The 21364-nt window shown below is 61.3% G+C and carries 17 protein-coding genes and 1 pseudogene; 16 read left to right on the forward strand and 2 right to left on the reverse strand.

Annotated features, from left to right (window positions below; translation table 11 throughout):
- The first annotated feature begins 16 nt into the window (after positions 1 to 16).
- The 6 genes and pseudogenes from BJY26_RS06535 to BJY26_RS06560 all read left to right on the forward strand — a co-directional run bounded on the left by BJY26_RS06535 (position 17) and on the right by BJY26_RS06560 (position 7886).
- A complete protein-coding gene (locus BJY26_RS06535; RefSeq protein WP_179426716.1) occupies positions 17 to 787 on the forward strand; it encodes a hypothetical protein in 771 nt (256 codons plus the stop codon).
- 60 nt (positions 788 to 847) lie between these two features.
- On the forward strand, positions 848 to 1822 hold the full coding sequence (locus tag BJY26_RS06540; protein WP_179426718.1) for a hypothetical protein: 975 nt from the start codon (positions 848 to 850) through the stop codon (positions 1820 to 1822).
- A gap of 178 nt (positions 1823 to 2000) precedes the next feature.
- Positions 2001 to 2597, forward strand: a complete 597-nt coding sequence (locus tag BJY26_RS06545) for an SLATT domain-containing protein (protein ID WP_179426720.1) — start codon at positions 2001 to 2003, stop codon at positions 2595 to 2597.
- Positions 2594 to 3913: a nucleotide-binding domain-containing protein gene (locus BJY26_RS06550; RefSeq protein WP_218852294.1), complete on the forward strand. Its 1320-nt coding sequence runs from the start codon at positions 2594 to 2596 to the stop codon at positions 3911 to 3913. The genes BJY26_RS06545 and BJY26_RS06550 overlap by 4 nt, the downstream gene beginning before the upstream one ends.
- Before the next feature lie 1477 nt (positions 3914 to 5390).
- Positions 5391 to 5678, forward strand: a pseudogene (locus BJY26_RS06555) (transposase); the annotation flags it as partial.
- A 108-nt stretch (positions 5679 to 5786) separates the two neighbouring features.
- A complete protein-coding gene (locus BJY26_RS06560; protein WP_179426724.1) occupies positions 5787 to 7886 on the forward strand; it encodes a DUF262 and DUF1524 domain-containing protein in 2100 nt (699 codons plus the stop codon).
- 222 nt (positions 7887 to 8108) lie between these two features.
- Here BJY26_RS06560 and BJY26_RS06565 read toward each other — a convergent pair whose 3' ends face one another.
- Positions 8109 to 8663, reverse strand: a complete 555-nt coding sequence (locus tag BJY26_RS06565) for a hypothetical protein (RefSeq protein ID WP_179426726.1) — start codon at positions 8661 to 8663, stop codon at positions 8109 to 8111.
- Between the two features lie 524 nt (positions 8664 to 9187).
- Between BJY26_RS06565 and BJY26_RS06570 the strand changes: the two genes are divergently transcribed.
- Together BJY26_RS06570 and BJY26_RS06575 are read left to right on the forward strand one after the other, a co-directional pair.
- Complete coding sequence (locus BJY26_RS06570; RefSeq protein ID WP_179426728.1) at positions 9188 to 9589, forward strand: hypothetical protein; 402 nt, start codon at positions 9188 to 9190, stop codon at positions 9587 to 9589.
- Between the two features lie 68 nt (positions 9590 to 9657).
- Positions 9658 to 10581 carry an HNH endonuclease gene (locus BJY26_RS06575; RefSeq protein ID WP_237248939.1) on the forward strand — a complete coding sequence of 308 codons (924 nt, stop codon included), beginning with the start codon at positions 9658 to 9660 and terminating at the stop codon, positions 10579 to 10581.
- On the opposite strand, the gene BJY26_RS06580 is transcribed toward BJY26_RS06575, so the two are convergent.
- Positions 10567 to 11001, reverse strand: coding sequence for a (deoxy)nucleoside triphosphate pyrophosphohydrolase (locus BJY26_RS06580; protein ID WP_179426730.1), 435 nt, complete (start codon positions 10999 to 11001; stop codon positions 10567 to 10569). The two genes, BJY26_RS06575 and BJY26_RS06580, sit on opposite strands and share 15 nt — an antisense overlap.
- A gap of 72 nt (positions 11002 to 11073) precedes the next feature.
- Here BJY26_RS06580 and BJY26_RS06585 point away from each other — a divergent pair, with 72 nt between their 5' ends.
- From BJY26_RS06585 to BJY26_RS06620, 8 genes are all read left to right on the forward strand, one after another.
- Positions 11074 to 12093 carry a LacI family DNA-binding transcriptional regulator gene (locus tag BJY26_RS06585; RefSeq protein WP_179426732.1) on the forward strand — a complete coding sequence of 340 codons (1020 nt, stop codon included), beginning with the start codon at positions 11074 to 11076 and terminating at the stop codon, positions 12091 to 12093.
- A gap of 240 nt (positions 12094 to 12333) precedes the next feature.
- Complete coding sequence (locus BJY26_RS06590; RefSeq protein WP_218852298.1) at positions 12334 to 13665, forward strand: MFS transporter; 1332 nt, start codon at positions 12334 to 12336, stop codon at positions 13663 to 13665.
- A gap of 55 nt (positions 13666 to 13720) precedes the next feature.
- Positions 13721 to 15769, forward strand: a complete 2049-nt coding sequence (locus BJY26_RS06595) for a hydantoinase/oxoprolinase family protein (protein WP_237248940.1) — start codon at positions 13721 to 13723, stop codon at positions 15767 to 15769.
- On the forward strand, positions 15766 to 17403 hold the full coding sequence (locus BJY26_RS06600) for a hydantoinase B/oxoprolinase family protein (RefSeq protein ID WP_179426735.1): 1638 nt from the start codon (positions 15766 to 15768) through the stop codon (positions 17401 to 17403). Before BJY26_RS06595 ends, BJY26_RS06600 begins: the two co-directional genes overlap by 4 nt.
- 190 nt (positions 17404 to 17593) lie before the next feature.
- Positions 17594 to 18409, forward strand: a complete 816-nt coding sequence (locus BJY26_RS06605) for a MurR/RpiR family transcriptional regulator (RefSeq protein ID WP_179426737.1) — start codon at positions 17594 to 17596, stop codon at positions 18407 to 18409.
- A 125-nt stretch (positions 18410 to 18534) separates the two neighbouring features.
- On the forward strand, positions 18535 to 19611 hold the full coding sequence (locus BJY26_RS06610) for an ABC transporter substrate-binding protein (protein ID WP_179426739.1): 1077 nt from the start codon (positions 18535 to 18537) through the stop codon (positions 19609 to 19611).
- 7 nt (positions 19612 to 19618) lie between these two features.
- A complete protein-coding gene (locus BJY26_RS06615) occupies positions 19619 to 20542 on the forward strand; it encodes an ABC transporter permease (RefSeq protein WP_179426740.1) in 924 nt (307 codons plus the stop codon).
- Positions 20539 to 21354: an ABC transporter permease gene (locus BJY26_RS06620; protein WP_179426742.1), complete on the forward strand. Its 816-nt coding sequence runs from the start codon at positions 20539 to 20541 to the stop codon at positions 21352 to 21354. Before BJY26_RS06615 ends, BJY26_RS06620 begins: the two co-directional genes overlap by 4 nt.
- Positions 21355 to 21364 lie beyond the last annotated feature (10 nt).

Below are 21364 nucleotides of genomic sequence, written 5' to 3' on the forward strand. Positions count from 1 at the left end.
CCAGCACGATGGAACTATGCGGAAGGACGATCTGATCAAGGGCAGAAAGTACGCACTGAGGCCGAAGGGCTCCGGACCCGGCGAACCGTTCATCAAGGCCACCTTCATCGGGCCGGCGCGTGGTCGCCAATGCCGGATTCGCTACGAGGACGGCGAACTAGAGGACCTCGAGGAGTGGGTGCACACTCGTCTGATCGCATGCGTATGGGGCGAGAGGAAGTTTTTCCTCCGCGATGAGGAGCGCGCTGCTCGACTAGCCAAGGCCGACGCAGAGCTGTGGGATCCGGTCACCGAGGAGGCGATCTCTGCCGTGATGACAGCGAGCGGTGAGTACACCGGGTTCCTCCGGCGCTGGGACACCGACCCAGTCTCGGCGGAGCGCTACTGGGCCCGGGGAGGGGTGGAGGGGACGCCCCTAGAAGACGACCCGGCGAACTACCAGGACCGCGGTGGGGTCTGGCATCTCTCGTTCCGGTCGGCGCTCAAGGCTGCGCGGGCCTTCGCCGCAGCGGATCCCGAGATGGTTGACCTCTACCTGCGCGGCTGGGAGGAGGAGTTGAAGGCGGAGGGCTTCGAGCCGGGAGGACGCCATAGCCACGACCTCCTGCGCAAGTGGGCACCGAGCCACGCTCTCGTGAGGGCGTGGAGTCAGGTACCGCGCGGGGTCGCGGCAGAGATGGAGATCGAGCGGCTTCGCGCGCTCGTATCCACGGCCGTCCGCTACCTGTACGAGGCAGGGGAGGATAGCAAGGCAGGGCGGATCGAGCGCGGTCTGCACGGGAGATAGGCCGCTGATCGTTCGAGATCTGACCCGACGCGTGTCAGTGCCTGCAGCGAAAATGGAGTCATGGAACGACGAATCGAGTTCACACGAGACCGACACATGTTGTGCGGCAGCTGCGATCATCGGTTCGTCGTTGACCTTGACTGGATCGACCGCTGGGGGCAGAGCGGCGAAGAGTGTCCCGGCTGCGGACTGACCTGCGAGTACGAGGATGCGGCTCGAGTGACGGTCGACCCCGACGATCCGGCGCTGGACGATGAGCTTGTCGCTCAGTTCCACTGGTACCACACGAGTACCCAGCCGGACTGGCCTTCAAAGAATTTCGATCCCGCCGCGGACCTGACAAGCCATATTCGCATGATGATGGGCGGTGACCGCAGGGTCTCTGAGTGGGCAGCAGGTCAGCAGGCGAAGGCGTTGCATGTGGGGACGTACGAGGCCGCGGTGCACAACATGCTCAGGCGGACGCGAGACCAGGCTGACCGTGGCCGCCGGTTCTATCTGTATCGCGTGTACCTCATGCCATCCGTCCTCGTGCGGGATGGCTGGATCCCCGACCCTGGCGGTCTCGTCGGAGACGTCCCGTTGGAGGAAGTGTGTCCTCCGGGAGTGGATGTCGCCCGTTATCTGAACTACCACGAGGACCCGGGAGGGCTCTCGCTCGCGCTGGGCAGGGACGCGATCGCTAGCGTCCAGCAGGTGGCGGTCCCGCTGCCCGGCGTCGTGCGGGACACCTGGGTTCGCGGTGCGATCGCAGGGCTCGAGAGCGCCTCCGATGCTCCAGTTCCGGGAAAGGACATCCTCGGCCGCTACAGACCAGGGCCCTCGCCGCGGGTCGACTTGGGCCGAGAACTCGCTGCAGCGCTGGCAGACAGGTTGCCGGTCAACCTTCGGGATCAGTTCCAGTCGGCCGCAGCATTCGCCGAGGGAGAGGACCCAGAGCTGTGGGCGCGCCGGGCAAACGGCCTCTTCGAGCTCATCGACGATCCTAGTCCCGCGCTGACAGCGCTCGACAAAACCGCGCGGCGTCAGGTGTGAGCACGATCAGGCCACATTTCGCCCGCTCTGTGGGCGCGTCCTACGGTGCCGCTGACCTCGATGATCGGGGTGGCCGTGCCTCGACGCCAGTCGTGTGTCAGTGGTCAACGGCATACTAAGAGGACGTGCACCCGACGTCGGGCGCACGTCCAGGAGTCCTCGACCGAGCAGGAGCAAATTGACACACGAGAGCGTCGCTGATCCCGACCGCGATCCATATTTGTTGGCGCAGGTGCGCGAGTCATTCGGGAGAGTGGTTTATAGCCATAAGACTCATGAGAAGCAGGCGGACATCTGCTTCATCAAGCACCGGTGGCAGCAGGGGGTCCTCATCGCCCTCACCGCGATCAGTTCCGGAACATTCCTGGTCGCAGTCGTCGGGCTGCTCGGCAACCAAGTGCTGACCAGCCTCGTGACCTCGTCCATCGCGCTCCTGGTCAGCTGGATGAGCCTCGGGTCGAAGACCTTCAAGTTCGAGGAGGAGTCGGAGGCCCATCGCGGGATCGCCGCTCGGCTGTGGGACGTGAGAGAGTCCTACATCTCCCTGATCGCCGACCTTATGTCCGGCACCGTCTCCGACGCCGATGGCCGAGAACGCCGGGACGCGCTCCAGCAGGCGGCTCGTGCAGCGTATGCCGACGCGCTCCGAACGAGCACGAGGGCGTTCGAGCGGGCCAGCGAGGGCCTGCAGCACAACGAGGAGATGACCTTCAACTCGCACGAGATTGATCTCTTCCTCCCGGAGGCGTTCCGGCTCCACGAAGGCGAGGCATGACCATGAAGACCTCCGAGACCTTCGACGCGCTGCTGAACAACCTCAAGGTCGGGGAGACGGCGACCACCGTCGCCGCCCGCAGGGACGAGATCGCCAAGGTGCTCAACAAGAACTTCCGTTCCAAGGACGGGTGCACCGACTACAAGCTGATGGTCGGCTCGTTCGGCCGGCACACTGCCATCAAGGGTGTGTCCGACCTCGACATGATCTTCATCCTCCCACCGCGGGTCCGCTCGAACTACGACGGTGAGAGGGGCCCGCGGCGCATGCTCGAGCGGGTCAAGGATGCCCTCACAGACCGGTACCCGAACACCGACATCCGCGTCGACCAGTGCGTCGTCCGGGTACAGTTCACGTTCAACGCCTTCAAGTTCGAGGTCCAGCCTGCGTTCGAAAACGCCGACGGCAGCTTCGAGTACCCGGACACGAAGGCCGAGGGCTGGAAGGCCACCAAGCCGCGCGAAGAGATCACCGCGACCAAGGAGTGCAACGACCGCACCTCCACGAACATGCGGCACTTGGCGCGGATGGCCAGGGCGTGGAAGAACGAGAACGGCGTGAGCATGGGCGGATTGCTCATCGACACGCTCGTCTACAACTTCTTCGCGCAGACGGACGACTACAACTCGGCCGGCACGGGTTCGTTCGACCGCATGGCCCGCGACTTCTTCAAATTTTTCAAGGACGAACCGGAGCAGGACTACTACCTGGCGCTGGGCAGTCGGCAGCGAGTCCATGTCAAGGCCAAGTTCCAGTCGAAGGCCAAGAAGGCGTACAACCGCTGTGTCGAGGCGATCGATCTCGGGGGCAAGTCGTCGGCCAACAAGAAGTGGCGCGAGGTCTTCGGCACGTCCATACCGCTGGCCAAGAGCGCTAGCGAGGCGTCGCGGTCGTTCAGAGACACCGAAGAGTTCATCGAGAACGACTTCCCGGTCGACGTCTCCGAGACCGTGTCGATCGACTGCGAGGTCACGCAGAACGGGTTCCGTCCGACCTGGCTACGTGCGATGCGCAGAGACAGAATGCTGCTCAAGGCGGACAAGAGCCTGAAGTTCAAGGTCACGAGCTGCTCAGTCGCTGAGCCCTACTCGTTGAAGTGGAAGGTGCTCAACCGCGGCCCGGAGGCTGAGCGCCGGGACATGGTCCGAGGCCAGATCGTTGACTCGAGCGGTCGTGGAACAAGGGTGGAGCGCTCCGACTTCAAGGGCGAGCACGTCGTGGAGTGCTACGTGGTCAAGAACGGGATCGTCGTAGCGCGGGACCGCATCGACGTGCCGATCAGCAACACGAGCGTCAGACGGGAGCCGGGGTCGTAGAAGTCGGGGTGGCCGCACACCGGACAGAGTAAAACCCCGGTGACGTCACTCGAGGAGGAGGGGTCATCCGGGGTGTCCGCCGACCATGATGCCACACCGTGACGACTGCTGCACGGTCTCGTAGACATCACCTTGACGGCACCGAGACGCGAAGCTGGTTTGCGCAGTGCTCCGCGTCTCGGAATCCCGGTCTCGCTGCTCCTGGCCCCGGTTCGGGGTTTTTGAGAGTCCGCTGGCTCGGGTGACGAGCTGATCCACCAATTCGTCGAGCTCCGCCCCTGGAGCCGCCGAGAGGCCGGCGATCTCGTTGGCCAGCGACTTCAGTTGGGAGCGCTCCGGAATCGTCTTGTCCCGCGCACGCTGGCGCACCACGGACTTGCTCTCGCCCTCCCCGCACGACGGCGGGTCCTGCCGTCGTGCAGCCGGGTACTTCAGTCAAGCATCGCAGCTGTCGCCAGTTGTGACCCCGATAACGGTGTCAGCTGAAGGTTAATAACCATGAATAACGGATAGTTGTGTGGCCGGTACACGCCTTCCTCAAGAAACGAGTGTGCTACTTATCGAGGGTCATCGTTCTCATCGATCAGGTCCGCGGAATGAGCATTGCTGAGTGCATCTAGTCCGAACTCAGTCGCTTTGGCCCAAACGGCCTTATCGCCGGTAACGACGTTCTATTCGGCTGCCCACAGATACTGACTATCGTGTTCTTGCGCATCCAAAGTGTATGCGATCACTATGAGGTCCGCATTGCATTGTCTCGAACAATGACCGGTACGGAAACTCGATCACGATCAGGACTACGCAGCCGGGCGCGATGTCCGCTTGGCTGGGAGTCTGAACAGGGCAACTAGCTAGTGTTTTCTCGTTGGTACCTTCTGGCATTGACTCATGGATAGCTCCATACAACTGGCGTATCCAGCAGTCGAAGCCCTCACCAGAAAACCATGCCGAGCCGGAAACTCATTTCTGAGCCCACAGCCCAACGCCCGGTGGAGGTTTTCTATGAGTCAACGCGGTTCGTTGCCTCATTAGTAATCTCCGGGAGGGAGTCGTTGCCTCAGTGATGGATCTCCGCCTGTTTGGGTGTGTGGGTTGGTGAGTTCCAGGTGGAGTTCATTGGTCGGAGTCGGGTCGGTGTTTTGGCATTTGTGAGGGTTTCGAGTTGCCCTGTTAAGTCTGCGACTTGCCTGGATGGTGCCGCGGGGCGGATGCGTTTGAATGCCGCGTTCATTCGGATGATGGGTCGTTTACGGACTGTGGGGTCGGCGATGGCCCGCTGATGGGGTGTGGTGGGCTTGTCGTGTTTTTTGATCACTTTGGCTCAGTGGCGGTGTTTCTCGATGAGTTTTTGCTGCGGTAGCAGATAGTTCGTGAACGTCCGGTCGAGCTCCCAGATCTCATTGAGCTTGGCTAGTTCGCCGGAGGTGAAGCGTTCCGGGTTTGATGGAGGATAGTTCCACCCGGAAGGATGAGAGTTATGGCTGCTACCCGTAAATATCCCGAAGAGCTTCGTCGGCGTGCCACGAGGATGGCTGTTGACGCGAGGAAGGATTCCGAGTCGAAGGCCGGGGCGATCCGTCGCGTTGCCGAGCAGCTTGGTGTGCATCCTGAGGCGCTGCGCACGTGGGTCAAACGCGCCGAGACCGACGAAGGTTTGCGCCCGGGCAGCACGTCGGAGGACGAGATGAGGATCGCCGGGCTCGAACGCGAAGTGCGTGAATTGCGGCGGGCGAACCAGATTTTGAGGTCCGCGTCGGCTTTCTTCGCGGCGGAGCTCGAGCGAGTGACTCTGATGGCAACGATACCGCTTTCGGGCCGCAGACGGCGGTTACGTATTATCTAGCTCTAGCGAATGCTCATCGAAGGAGATGAAGTGAAAGCTGTCGACTCGAATCTGCTGACGCTGCTGAAAGCAAGCAACCAGTTCATCGTTCCTATTTACCAGCGAGTCTATTCATGGCAGGAATCCGAGTGTGAACAGTTGTGGGCGGACATCTTACGTGCGGGAACAAACCACGAGATCGGGGCCCACTTCACAGGGTCGATCGTCTACGTAGCCAAACGGAAGGGTACCAATACTTCGGCCGAGCCGGACTTGATTATCGATGGCCAGCAGCGTGTAACAACTGTGGTGTTGATTTTGGCTGCATTGGTTGCGCGTCTTAAGACCATGCCGGAAGAGTCACGTGAGCCGCAAGACGGCTTTTCGCCGAAGAAGATCCGGAATCGCTATCTGCTCAATGACGATGAGGAGGCAGAGCGTCAGTTCAAACTAATCCTGTCGCAGAACGATAAGGATGCTTTGATATCTCTCATCAATGGTGTAGTGCCGAGCAGCGACGTGAACACCCGTGTGGCAAGCAACTACGCATATTTTCAACGCAAATTTGAAAACCCAAACCTAGATTTATCCAAAGTGTGTATGGGACTCAGTAAGCTTGTCGTTGTCGATGTGAAGCTAGAGAGAGGAATCGACAACCCGCAGCTCGTCTTTGAGGCGATGAATTCAACCGGGAAGAGGCTGTCGCAAGCTGATCTCATCCGAAACTACGTGCTTATGGACTTGCCGCCGAAGGAACAAGCTGATCTCTATTCGGCTTACTGGCGTCCGATGGAGCTTGAATTTGCTGGTGCAGACGAGCACGAGTTCGACAGATTCGTTCGTCACTACCTCACGATCAAGACCGGTGAGATCCCGCGCCTCGATGACATCTACGACGGGTTCAAAGATCACGCCGCCGCATTGATGAGCCGCGGCGAATCGATTGAGTCACTTGTGGTGGACCTACGACAGTTCGCGAAGCGCTATTGTGCCATGGCCCTCGATAAGGAGACGGACCCTCGGCTCCAAAGGGCGTTCAAAGCCCTTGACCAGATCAAGGCCGACGTCGTCTACCCGTTCCTACTAGAGGCTTACACGGACTACGAACTCGCCATCCTGGAACGGGACGAGTTACTTGAGATCGTTGAGATGGTGACGTCGTACGTTTTCCGTCGTGCAGTCTGCCGCATACCAACCAACTCGCTGAATAAGACGTTCGCTGGCTTTGGAGCAGCTGTCCAGAAGGACATGTACATCGAAAGCGTCAAAGCGCACTTCCTTGGGCTGACGAGCTACAGGTCATTCCCCACAGACGCAGAATTTCGTAGCGCGCTGATCACGACCGATCTCTACAACTTCCGACGCCGTTCCTATTTTCTACGACGTTTGGAGAATCACGGTCGCAAGGAGCGAGTCACGATTGAGGACTACACAATCGAACATATCCTGCCCCAAAATGAGCACTTGTCACAAGAATGGCAGGAAGCCCTCGGGCACGAGTGGCAAGAGGTTCAACGGAAGTATCTTCATACATTGGGGAACCTGACGCTGACTGGGTACAATTCGGAATATTCGGATAATTCTTTTGTGATCAAACGTGATATGGAAGGAGGATTCAAGGATAGCCCACTGCGACTTAATAAGGGGCTAGGTCAATTAGAGACGTGGAACGTGGCGGCGATCGAGAAGCGTGCCGCGCGCCTTGCTGATGACGCGGTCGCTATCTGGCAGCGGCCGGAATTGCCTGACGGTGTGATTTCTCAATTTGAGCAGAGACACTCCGATTCTGTCTTTTCGATCGAAGATCACCCAAACCTATTGCCGCCTAAGCGTAGGGACCTATTCGAGAGGTTTAGTGCTGAAACACAAGCCCTCGATCCCGGCATCACTCGCCGGTTCCTTAGACGCTACGTCGCATTCAAAACAGAGAATAGCGTCGTAGACGTTGTTCCCCAAAAGGCAAGGATGCTATTGAGTGTCAACATTCCTCTTGAGGTTCTGAACGACGAACGTGGTCTGGCAGTAGATGTGAGCGACAAAGGACACTGGGGTAACGGACCTACCGAGGTGAGTCTGAACGAGGAGACGGACTTTAAGTACGTAATGGGGTTAGTTCGGCAGGCGTTCGAGTTCCAAATGGGCGAATACTGACGTCGTTTCTGAGGGTGGTTTTTCCGAAATGTTGACTAATCTACGGCCACGTCTGGAACGGCGGTAGGTACTGGGGTAAAACAATTATTCCGGACGCGACCTCCGAATCCGTGACGGCGGTAGTGGACCCGGGCGTGCGTGGCTCTTCGCGGCTCGTGGTAGAAGCGTCTTGATGAGGCGATTTTTCACGCTGTTCTTGTGGTGCTGGTTTAGTTAGTTCGGCTATTGAGATTTTTCCGCGGTAATGTCCATCAATTGGTGGACGCCGCTGAGTGCCCTGTCGCGTTCGCGCTTGTTGCATCGCCGATACACGTTCGGCTCAGAGAGCTTCGTCTTGAGATGTTGCTTCAAGTTGGCCGTGGCGTTGATGCATTCTTGTTTATTGATTTTGCTGGACGAGATTTTCTGATCGCCGAAAACGCCGCGCGACACCCAGTCCTGCATGAGCGCCAGAAAATCAGCGAAGTGTGGGTCGGTTCGACGAGCCCGAATGCTGAGAAAGCCAACGTCTTGGGACAGCTCCATGCATTTGGTCACGATTTCGACTTCCGAGGCTCCTCTGCCGGCCGCGGCGGGAAGTAGCATTCGGCCGAATTCATTGCTCTCGCCGAGTACCCGCTGAGTTTCATTCTGGACGTCGGTCTCTTCAATCCGTTTGCTCTGGACCCATAGCGTCGCTAGTAAGACTCCAACCGTCCCGAGAACGCCGACTATCGACCCGATGACACCCTGTAGGCCGGTTGTCAGCCACCAGTTATCGCTTGCCAAATAATCCATAAAATCAACAGTACGATTTATCGCCGACGATTCGGTCTCAGCTGCGTGAAGAGCGGCCCTTTGTATTTGAGGGTGCAATTCTGCACGACTGGGCGTTTGAGTTCAGCGGCGGCGTGTCGATGGCCAGTAATGCGGTGGCCGTCACCGAGATGCAGAGGATAACGCCGAAGATGCTTGGCCGTAGAGATCGACCTCGATCTCACGTCGGTACTGCGCGGCTACCACGACCACGACGAGCAGAATGGTTTGAACCGCGCTCGATTCGTCTTCGCCGATTTAGTGGCGCACTCCGGAGCAGAGTAGCCGACCAGCGGAACGACGAGCGATCAATATTCCAATCGGACCCGCTATTGTCGTTCGAACGGCCCTTCAACGACACGTTTCGGTGTTGTGGCCGGGGGTGTACAACGTCTGTATAGGGCGGTATATAGGCGATCCGTGAAGACCCGAATCTCGCTAGGAGTGCTGAGGGACCTCGAGAAGGTGATCGGGTTCGTCCCGTCCGAGTGGAAGTGAGGAACGCTATGAACTCGCCAACGTACCAACTCAATGTGAGCCGAGAGGGCAGATGGTGGATCATCGATGCGCCAGAAGTCGACTATCGGACGCAAGCTCGAACTCTTGCCGACGTTGAGGAAATGGGCCGGGATCTGATTGCTGGAGCTCTTGATGTCGATCCATCAACGTTCGACGTCTCCGTCAATATTGCTAAGCCGGCAGACGTCGAGGCTCGGCTCGCGGAAGTCGCTGAGCTAGATCGGGAGGCTCAAATCGTAGTCTCACGTGCTGCTCGTGGCCGCCGTGAAGCAGCACGAACTCTGCGCGACCAGTACGGCCTTAGCGTCGTCGACACTGCGCGCGTACTTGGCGTGACGCGAGGTCGCGTTTATCAGTTGCTCGGCCGCGAAAAGGATACTGTTGCCTGACAATCGATATGCTGGGGTTTACGCCGGGCAATCAACGAGCACGGTTGGGCTGCGATTGAGGAATGCACATGACGTTCGTGGGCGGACGCGACGGCGACTGGGAAGATCGTGCGCGTGAAGCTGCATTCCAATGGCTCGACGAGCACAGCGACGATGAGCATCCGCTTTTCGAGCGTGCAGATCTTGCTTCCTGGACTTTTGAGGGCAAACGCATAGCGCTGATCGATCGCCAACGAGGAATTCGTAAGCCGGCGGAATTTCGCGCCGCCTTGTCGATCATGACGACTTTCACGCCCCCGGGTCAGACGCCGCCGTATGAAGATGCAGCCGGCGACGACGGGTTGCTCCGCTACAAATACCGCGGCAAGGACGCCGCACACCCCGAAAACAGGGCGCTGAGAAACGCCATGGCCGAGCACGTTCCGCTTATCTGGTTCACGGCGGTCGAGCCAGGACGATATCTGGCGGTACGTCCGGTGTGGATAGTGGACGATAATCCGCGTGAGCTTGAATTCTCCATCGCTGTCGACAGCGCCCAATACGCGCTCGCGAGGGCGGGCACGCTCAGCGACGAGCGTAGCTACGCAGAGCGTTTGACGCAGCAACGGCTTCACCAGCCGCTATTTCGGGCACGTGTTTTGTCTGTATACCATTCGGAATGTGCGATCTGCCATCTCAACCATGCCGGTCTTCTCGATGCTGCGCACATTATCGAAGACGGAAAACCAAATGGGTTGCCAGTCGTTCCTAACGGACTGTCGATGTGCAAAATTCACCATGCCGCTTACGACCGCAACATTATTGGGGTTCGACCGGATGCGGTTGTCGAGGTGAGGACGGACATTTTGCACGAGATAGACGGCCCGATGCTCAAGTACGGAATCCAGCAGATGCATGGTGCTCGGCTGACTTTGCCGGGCACGCGTGCCGCCCGCCCCGACCCGGAACGCCTTGAAGCGCGTTACGAGGAGTTCAGGTCAGCAGTGGCGTAAATCTTGGCCGTGTACGCTGGCTGGTCGCGGAAAAGCGTCGCGAATGATTGGCACGTCCGCTGGTGACCATTTGAGGCTATAAAGCTGCTCAGGAGTGAACCACCCCATCTCGTCGTGGTCTGTACTTGACTTGGGATCGTCACTGCCTAGCTGCGCCCAGTAGCAGGCAAGATCAATCAACGCCGTACCGACCGTTGTCGTATGGCGGGAGGCGAGTGCGCCCACTCGCACTCGGATGCCAAGTTCTTCATCGACCTCACGCCGGAGCGCTGCCTCGGGTTGTTCGGCACGTTCGATTTTTCCGCCCGGAAACTCCCACAGTCCGCCTGCGCTGCGATCAGGGTTGCGGCGCGCCGCGAAGATTTTGCCGTCGCGTGTCATGATTGCGCCCACGACTGTGATCGGCGATGACGACGGCATGAGTCTCCCTCAATTGAACTGACTCGCTATGGGTGACATCGTACGAGTGCTCGCCGTCGTTACAGTAGCTACATGCCCTCACTGCCGAAGCGGAACGTCACGATCAAGGATGTCGCCTGGGCAGCGGAGGTGTCCATGTCGACGGTCTCGCACGCGTTCTCCGGCGCACGGCCGATCTCGCAAGCGACTCGTAAGAGAATATTCGACGCGAGTAAGGCGCTTGGCTATGTGCCTAACGCTCACGCTCGCAAGCTCCGCCTCGGCAAGTCTGGCATGCTCGGTCTCGCTCTGCGCCCGACGTTCGACTTCATCCGCACGCCGGACGACGCGGAAACGTTCAATCGCCTGGCGGGCAGTATGGCGATCGCCTGCCTGCACCGCGGCCTCGGTCTCGTGCACGTACCCGACATCGTGGGCAATGGACACGACATCGTCCCGATGGACGGCTGCATCATTGCGCACCCGAACCAAAACGACCCCGCCATCGACTTCCTCGACTCCGCCGGCATTCCCTACGTCCTCATCGACCCCGACTTGGCGCGCGACGACATCCCGTGGATCGTGAGCATTGACTACGCCGGGGGAGTCCGGCGCATCCTCGATGCCGTCTCATACCACGGCCGGCGCCACGTCGTGCTCATCCGGCAGCGGGCAAAGAACGCCTGGAACATCACCTCGACCACCGCATACGGACAATGGTGCAACGAGATGCAGCATCCGCCCGTCGTACACGAGATCGACGAGCGGATCCGCGGCGCCGCGCTCGAAGCAGAGCTCGAAGCCATTTTCGCCACCGAGACCGGCGACCTGGGAATTGTGTATCTGGCAAGCGATACGACCGAATCGGTCCTGAGCATGATCGCCCGACGCGGCTGGACGGTCCCGGACGACGTGTCCGTTGCCGCGCTCACCGACACTGCCCACTCTCGGATGTCCAAACCGTCTATGACGGCGATGGACCTCGCCCACGAAGATGCATCCGAAGCCGCCATTGCCATGCTCATCGATCGGATCGCCGGCGTTGGGCCTCCTATTGCGCCAGTTGTCATCGAGCCGCGCGTCAGCGTTCGGGAATCCACGGCTGTGTTCTGATGGGGCTCCTTTCGACTCGTCGCAAGCTCCTCGCTCAAGGGGCGGTGTAGTGGGGCTCGCTCAAGGGGCGGTGTAGTGGGGCTCGCTCAAGGGGCGGTGTAGTGGGGCTCGCTCAAGGAACGAAGTTCGCCGTCTCATTTTTCAGAATCCTCTTGACGTGATCCACATCATGCCCAATTATTGATCAAAACGATTTGATGAATAGCCAATCCGCGACCACATGCTCAGTGAGGAGCCGGAATGAGTCAGCAATCTTCCGTCGAAGGTATGCACACCGACGTGATCTCCGTCGGCGAGGCGTTCTCCGCGATGAAGCTCCAGAAGGCACACGTCATTGCAGGTCTCGTATTGTTCATGACCTTTGTCGTTGAGTCCTGGGAACAGGTCGGGCTGGTCTACGTCAGCGGCCTCATCTCCAAAGACTTCGGCGTCGGCCTCGCCCAGGTCGGCACTGCTCTCGGCGCTGTCGCGCTCGGGATGGTGCCCGGCGCCTTGCTCTGGGCGGTCGTCGTGGAAAAACGCGGACGAAAATTCGTCTCGATTGCGAGCCTCCTGCTCTATTGCGTCCTCGCGCTCGCCGCCGCCTTCTCGACGTCGTTCCAACTCGTCGTTGCCCTGAGGTTCCTCTCCGGAGTCGCCTTCGGTGGCGTCTACGCCGTCACGTTCCCGTACTTCATGGAACTCCTGCCCACCAAATACCGCGGCCAAGGCGCCGTCGCCCTATCGATCGGGTTCCCTGTCGGCACGCTCTTGTGCATCGTCGTCAGCCAGGGCTTCGGCGGTTTCAGTTGGCGCGTCGTCGCCGCCGTTGCCGCGATCGCAGGATTGTGGGCGATCGCAGTTTGGAAATGGGTGCCCGAGTCGCCGTATTGGCTCGTCAAGCGCGGCCGTGACCGCGAAGCGCGGACCATCCTCGGCCACTTCGGCGTCACTGTGCCCGACGGCACGAAACTCATCCTCGACCCTACTGCCGCCGAACGCGACGAGCCCGCAGCGACGAAAAAGAAGACCATCAAGCTACTTGTCTTGGTCGTCATCACCTCGTTCACGTTCAGCTGGGCTTACTGGGGTCTGCAGTCGTGGCTGCCGATCATGCTGCAGCACAAGGGGCTGAGCGTCTCCGGATCGCTCGGATTCGTTGCACTTAGCCAGCTCGTCGCCATTCCCGGCTACCTGATCGCCGCCTGGGCTACCCGCCGCTACGGACGTCGGTGGGTCTTCTGGATATTCGCCGTCTTCTCCGGCGTCGGCGCGCTGATCTTTGGAGCGGCCGACGGAGTCGTGCAACTCTACATCGGCAATTTCGTTCTCGCCTTCTTCTCACTCGGCGCGTGGGGCGTGTGGAACACGTGGTCGGGCGAAGTGATGCCGACCCGCATTCGGGGAGCGGGCTACTCGGCCTCCACGTCGGCGATTCTCCTCGCCCAAGCGGTCTGCGTACCCGTCGTCGGCATGATGATGGACCACGGCTTCAGCTCGATGGTCACGATGGGCTCGCTCGTCGTCTTCATGCTCATCGCGATCGTCGCCACGTTCGGTCTGCGCGAAACGGAAGGCCGCGAACTCCGCTAATGGCCGATGAACTCCTGTTCCCAAACTTCAACCGCTGTTTTTGAAAGGACATTTGATGTACAGAGTCGCTATGGACATCGGCGGAACCTTCACCGATGTGATGACCTACGACGCTCAGACCAGGACGCTCGCCGCGGACAAGGTGCTGAGCACCCCCGGCGACCTCTCCGAGGGAGTCTTCGCCGCGCTGGACGCCGTCGACGTGAAGGCCGCCGACATCGACTACTTCGTGCACGGCACGACCCAAGGCCTCAACGCGCTCCTCGAGCGGCGCGGCGCGAAGATCCTGCTCGTCACCACCGCCGGCATGGGCGACGTCTATCAGATCGCGCGCGGCAACCGCGACCGGCTCTTCGACCTGCACTACAAGAAGCCCGTGCCGCTCGTCTCCAGGCAGGACACGGCCGAGGTGCGCGGCCGGTTCAGCGCCGCCGGGGACGAACTCGTTCCACTGAGCACGGACGACGTCGACGCCGTCATCGATCGCGTGCGGGCCGGCGGCTACGACTCCGTCGTCGTCAGCCTGCTGTTCTCCTATCTCGACTCGGCGCACGAGGTTGCCATCGGCGAGCGCCTGCGCGCGGCACTCGGCGACGACGTGCTAGTCGTCCTCTCCCACGACGTCGCCCCGGAATGGCGCGAATACGAACGCACGTCGTCCGCCGCGCTCGAGGGGTACACCGGGCCGTCCGTTCACCGGTACCTCGACCGCATTGAAACCGAATTCACTGCAAACGGTCTCGAAGTGCCGGTGCACGTCATGCAGTCCTCCGGCGGACTCGTCCAAGCCGACTTCGCTCGTCGGCACCCGCTGCAGACCCTGCTGTCAGGCCCGGTCGGCGGCACGATGGGCGGTGTCGCCGTCAGCCGACTCCTCGACGAGCCGAACATCATTTGCGCGGACATGGGCGGCACCTCGTTCGACGTCTCGCTCGTCATCGACCACGCACCCGACGTCAGCCCCGACGGACATGTCGAAGGCTTCCCGCTGCTGATGCCAATGGTGAACCTGCACACCGTCGGCGCCGGCGGCGGCTCGATCGCCTATCGGGAAAGCTCCGCGCTGCGCGTCGGCCCGCAATCCGCGGGCGCCGTCCCCGGCCCGGCCTGCTATGGCAACGGGGGAGCGGACGCGACAGTCACCGACGCCAACTGCGTGCTCGGCCGGGTGAACCCCGCCGCGTTCGCCGGCGGCGGTATGTCGCTCGACGTCGACGCCTCGCACAAGGTCGTCTCCGCGCTCGCGGCCGACCTCGAACTGGATGAGGCCGAACTGGCCGGCGGCATCTGCGACATCTCCAACGCCCACATGGCGCAGGCGATCCGCACACTGACCGTCGACCATGGACTCGAACCGAACGACTTCGCCCTCCTGGCGTTCGGCGGAGCCGGCCCGATGCACGCGGCCTTCATCGCCGCCGAGATCGGAATCGGACGCGTCGTCGTCCCGAAATCCCCTGGAGCGTTTTCCGCCTGGGGCATGCTCGAGGCGGACATCCGGCGCGACTTCACCCGGCAGTTCTTCGCCACCCGTGAAACGCTCGACCAACAAAGCCTGTCGGACGTCGTCACCGAACTCACGGGCCAGGCGAAGGAGGCCATCCTCATCCAGGGCATGGACGCCGACCGCATCACGATCGAACACTTCGTCGACATGCGCTACGAGAGCCAGGACTCGACCCTGACGATCTCCCTCGACGGACTCGACATCCTGTCCGACGACTTCCAACAAAACGTCGAAGACCGATTCTCGACGGCGCACGAACAGCGATACGGCCACTCGACGCCGGGAGCGCCCGTGCAATACGTCGCGATCCGGACAACCGGGCTCGGCAAGGTCACCCGCGCCGAAGCCGACGTTGAACGCGCGGCCGGGGACGTCGGCGACGTCACCATGCCGGTGTACTTCGGCGGCGAACAGCTCGACACGCACTTCATCAACCGTGACAATCTCAATCCCGGCGACACCTTCGCCGGACCCGCGATCGTGTACGAAGGCACCGCCACCACCGTGGTGCCGCCCGGTTGCGACTGCGTCGTCGACGAACACGACTTCATCCTCATCACCGTTCCCGCAAAATCCACGAAGAAGGTGGGCGCATGACCACGATCAGCCCTGTGACCGTCGAGATCATCCGGTCCGCACTCATCCAAGCAGCCGAAGACATGAACCGCGCCCTGATCCGCTCGGCCTACACGCCGACGATCTACGAAGGGAAAGACTGCGCCGTCGCGTTGCTCGACCGCAACCATAACGTGCTCGGCCAATCATCGGGGTTGCCGATCTTCCTCGGCAACCTCGAAGAGTGCACCCGCTACACCGAGAACCTGCTCGGCGCGGACTGCTGGCAGCCCGGCGACGTGTGGGTGCTCAACGACTCGTACATCGGCGGCACACACCTCAACGACTGCACCGTGTTCGCGCCCATCTTCGTCGACGACGAACTCGTCGGATTCGCAGCCTCGCGCGCGCATTGGATCGACATGGGGTCCAAAGACCCCGGCGGGTCGATGGACTCGACAAACATCTACCAGGACGGGCTGCGATTCCCGCCAGTTCGCCTGATCGCCGGCGGCGTGGAAGTACCCGACATTATGCGACTTGTCTCGCTCAACGTCCGCTTCCCATACGAAACGCTCGGCGACATGCATGCACAGGTGGCGTGCGCGCGGATGGGGGCGAAACGCCTTGGCGAGATCTACGCCCGTTACGGCAGCGATACTCTTGCCGCTGCGAGGGAAGAGATCTTCAAGCAGACCGACGCGCTCGAGCGAGAACGCATCCGCGAGATCCCGGACGGCGAGTACTACGCCGAAGGGTACCTCGACAATGACGGCGTGAACCTGGATACGCGGCTCAAGGTCAGCGTCCGCGTCATCGTCGACGGCGAGACAATGCGCATCGACCTGACCGACTCCGCCGACCAGGCGGAAGGTCCCGTCAACTGCGGGGCCGCCCAAGCGGTATCCGCCGCGCGGGTCGGCTACAAGCTGCTCATCTCGCCCGAGGTGTCGCTCAACGGCGGATCGTTCGGCCCGTTGGACGTCGACGTACGCGATGGAAGTCTGCTCGGCGCGCGGGAGCCCGCCGCCTGCCAGTACTACTATTCGTCGCTCGGCATGCTGATCGACCTCGTCGTCAAGGCGCTTTCGGACGTCGTCCCGGAGCGTATCGCGGCCGGCAGCTACGGCGACTCGATGATCATTCAATTCACCGGCGACGATCCACGGTCCGGCAAGCCCTTCGTCACCCTCGAGGCGACCGTCGGCGGGTGGGGCGCCTGGGACGGCGAAGACGGGGAAACCGCGCTGATCAACAACGTGAACGGTTCGCTGCGTGACCTACCGGTTGAAGTGGTCGAGACTCTCTACCCGCTGCGCGTGCACGAGTATCGGATCCGCAAGGACTCCGGCGGCCGCGGCCAATACCGCGGCGGCAACGGTGTCGTGCGCAAATACGAGATGCTCGCCGACCTCGATCTCTCCCTGTGGTGGGAACGCTCCGTCACGCCCGCATGGGGAGCCGCCGGAGGCGAATCCGGCACCCCGCCGCGCGTCACAATCAACCCGGGTGAGCCAGACGAGGTGTCGATGTTGAAGGCCAACAGTAGGCGGGTCACGCGTGGAACGATTATCCGCTGCGAGTCCGGCGGTGGCGGCGGATTCGGCGACCCCGCAAAACGCGACAGTGCCGCGATTGAACGTGATGTAGCAGTTGGGATGGTGACTGCCGGCTAGCCCCGCCGGCTCGGGCCGGCCGTCGCTGATTTGGCACTTGAGGCTGTTAGGATTGTGCGCCGGCCGCGGCCCTTCACTTGCGATACCTTGTCGTTCCCTGGATGCTTGCCACGTGAGAAGTGAACGAGCTCGTCAGGCCTCAAAGCATGACCCCGGAGACGGCACGCTTGCCGAATGGTTACACAGTCTGATGCCCGAGAACGGTCTCGGACGCCAAGGCAACGCGGTCATCAACACCATCCTGAATGAGCCCGAAAAGGCGAGCTACGAAGGCATCGCAGTTGTTGCCGAGCTCGCCGACGTCAACGTCAGCACCATCACGCGGACGGCCCAGAGCCTAGGGTTCGGCGGCTGGCCGGAGTTCCGGCTCGAGGTCCGCAAGCGCTTCCTCGCTCACCTCGGTACCAATGGCGCGTCGCGGAAATCCGACGCCGCCGAGCCGGTCACGCGGGCGCTGGTGAAAGATCGGGACAATCTCACGGAAACGGTTCGCACCGTTGATCCCGCGGTGGTCGCTCACATTGCGAGGGCCATGGCCGATGCGCGCCGCACCTATGTCGTCGCCGAGAGCACGTACGGCGCCATCGCACGGACTGTCGCCCACACGGCCCGGCTAGCCGGGTATAACGTCGAAGCAATTGCGACCGGAACGCTGGAAATCGCGAACCGGCTCGCGCACGTTGACGACGGCGACGTCGTCGTCCTTGTCGCGTATTGGCGCTATTTTCGCAATGCGGAGCGCTCGGCGCGTGCGGCCCGCGACCGGGGCGCACGCACATTCCTAGTCGGTGACGATCGCAGTCCCGACGCAAGCGCGTGGAGTGAGGCAACGGTTCGGGTGCCCGCGGGCGGCCCGACGTTCTTCCCGTCCCTCGTGCCGTGTCTGTCGGTCTGCCAAGCCCTCGTTGCCGAACTTGCCGCACTTGATCCCGAGCGCTCGGCAAAGGCGATCGCGGACGCCGACGAGTACTGGCGGCGCTTCGGTCTCGTGCACTGGGAGAACTGAAGCCGTACCGTAACAAAATCGACCATGCAAAGGTATTTGCATCCGACCTGGGGTGTGCAACAATCATTGGAACATCGTTGTGTGCTAATTCACATTGCGGCTTTGCGAAGCTCAGGGGGACGAGGATGTCACATACGTGGAAAGCCGGTCTTGCCGGATTGACAGTGGTTGCACTTGCCGCACTTGCGGGATGCGGCTCCGGCAAATCTAACCCCGCCGGTCCGGCGGGCCAGGGCGGCGCGTCGAAGGTCGTCGTCGGCAGCTGGGGCGGCGACTATGAGAATTTCCAAAAGCAGTACGTCATCCCGGGCCTGGAGAAGGAATCGGGTGCCCCGCAGGTCGTGTTCGACACGGCCGATCAGGTGGCACGAAAGACGAAGCTTCGCGCCCAGAAGTCATCCAAGACAGGCACGATGGACGTCGTCGAACTGTCCGATGCGGACATGCAGACGATGGTGCAGGCCGGCATCATGGAAAAGCTCGACACGTCGAAGATCCCCAATCTCAAAAACGTCAAGCCCAAGCTGAAGAACCCGTACTGGGTCCCGCACATCTACTCGCCGAGCGTCATCGTCTACAACAAAGACAAGGTCAAGCCCGCCCCGACTTCCTACAAGGACCTCTGGAACAAGAAGTACAAGGGCAAGATCGGCGTGCAGACGATCCAGTGGATCGACTACTTCCACGCCGCCGCGACGCTGAAGCTAGGTCACACGCCGAAGGATAACTGGACCGCCGGCAACGACCTGCTCAAGAAGCTCGCGCCGGACACGCAGGCGTTCAGCTCTCAGGAACAGCTCGGTGACGGGCTCATGTCCGGTCAGGTGTGGATGGCGCTCGACTGGCGGGCACGCGCCTACCAATGGGAACAGGCGGACAAGGCGAACCTGGGCATCGCGGTGCCGAAGGAGGGAACCTTCGCCACCGCGTTCACGGTGGGCATCCCCAAGAACGCGCCCCACAAAAAGGCGGCGTACAAGTATCTGAACGCGATGTTGGCACCGAACGCGCAAAAGCAGTTCGCCAAGAACATGGGCTATCAGCCCACCGTCACGAACTCCGGACTGTCGAAGTCGATGCTCGCGAAACTTGGCATCCCGAAGGACAAGGAGAAGCTGGTCAAGCCGATCGACATCGACTACGTCGCGAAGAACACCGGCAACTGGCAGAAGTTCTGGCAGCAGAACGTCATCAACCACTGATCGCCTGATGCCACGTACCAAGGGCCGGGCGACAGGCAGGACGGGAGGCAGGATGGCCGCCGGCGATACGCTGACCCGCCGTTCGGGGTGGGCCGTGATCTCACCGGCGGCGATCATCGTGCTGATCTTCTTCGTCATCCCGATCGTCTATTTCCTTCGCTTCAGCTTCGAGACGCCCTCGACGACCGAATTCGCCATCCCGACGTTCACCGTCAAGAACTTCGGCGACTTCTTCGCCAGTTCGTATTACGTCCACACGCTGATCCGCACACTCGTCATCGCCGTGGCCGCGACGGCGCTGACCCTGGTGCTGGCAATCCCGGTCGCCCACCTGATCGTGCTGTGCGGACCGAAACTGAAATCGGCAATGATCATCGCAACCGTGTTCCCGCTGCTGGTGGGCAACGTGGTCCGTTCAATCGGGTGGGTCGCGATCCTCGGGTACAACGGCGTCGTCAACACCGTGCTGCTGAAACTGCACATCATCACGGCGCCTCTGAAGATGCTCCACTCACCGGTGACCGTCGGAATCGCGATCTCCTCGGTCGTCGTGCCGATCATGGTACTCACGCTCCAGGCGTCGATGGAGGCGCTCGACCCCGCGACCGAACGCGCAGCGCTTTCTCTCGGGTCCAGACCGTTCCGCACGTTCGTGACAGTGACGATGCCGCAGATCATCCCGGGCATCATCGCCGGCACGTCGCTCGTGTTCGTGCTGTGCCTGAATTCGTATTCGACGCCGTTGCTCGTCGGCGGCTCCCAGGTTCCCATGCTGGCCCCCGCGATCTACACCGCCATTACGACCAATAACAACTGGCCGTTCGGCGCGGCCATGGCGGCGATCCTCCTGGTGCTCTGCTTGATCGTCGTCGTGCTTTACGGGTGGCTCGTCCGCCGACTGTTCGAGGCCTGGCGGAAGGAGACTCGATGAAGCGGCCGGCCTGGACGGTGATCGTCGGCGTCGTCGTGTACGCCTTCATGCTGGTGCCCGTCGCCGTCGTCGTCTGGATGTCGTTCTTCAAGCAGGCCTACCTGACCTTCCCGCCGGACGGTTATTCGCTGCGCTGGTACACGGGCCTGAAGGACCAGCCCGCGCTGTTCGACGGCCTGTTCTACAGTCTCGAGATCGCCGTGATCACGACGATCATCTCGGTGGCACTCGGCGTCATTGCCGCGCTCGGCCTGAGCAGGGCGCGGCTGCGGGGGACGGCGTTGCTCGAGAACGGGTTCCTGCTACCCCTGGTGATCCCCGCGATCGTCACCGGCATGGCGATCTACATCTACCTCTACCAGCTGTCCGGCGCGATCCAGGTCGCGCTCGTGCCCTCGACGTGGTCGCTCGTCGTCGCCCACACCATGATCACGCTGCCGTGGACGTTCCGGCTGACCTACGCCGGTACGGCGAGCATCGGTAAGGACGTCGAACGCGCGTCCATGGACCTCGGTCGACGTCCGTTCGCCACACTCTGGCGAATCACGCTGCCGCTGCTCCGGCCGTCGGTGATCGGCGCCGCCATCTTCGCGTTCATCTTCTCGTTCGGCGACCTTGAGATCAGCCTCTTCCTCGTCTCTCCGGGCAAGACGACGCTGCCGGTTGCCATGGTGCAATACGCCGAGTTCAAGGTCGATCCCACCATCGCCGCCATGTCGACGATCCAGATCGTGCTCATCGGCGTGCTCCTCGCCGTTGCGAACAAGTTCGTCAAATTTGGCGAGGCGTTCTCCGGCGGTACCAAACAATGAACGGAATGAC

Origin of the sequence: Spelaeicoccus albus (assembly GCF_013409065.1) — a bacterium.
GTDB lineage: Bacteria > Actinomycetota > Actinomycetes > Actinomycetales > Brevibacteriaceae > Spelaeicoccus > Spelaeicoccus albus.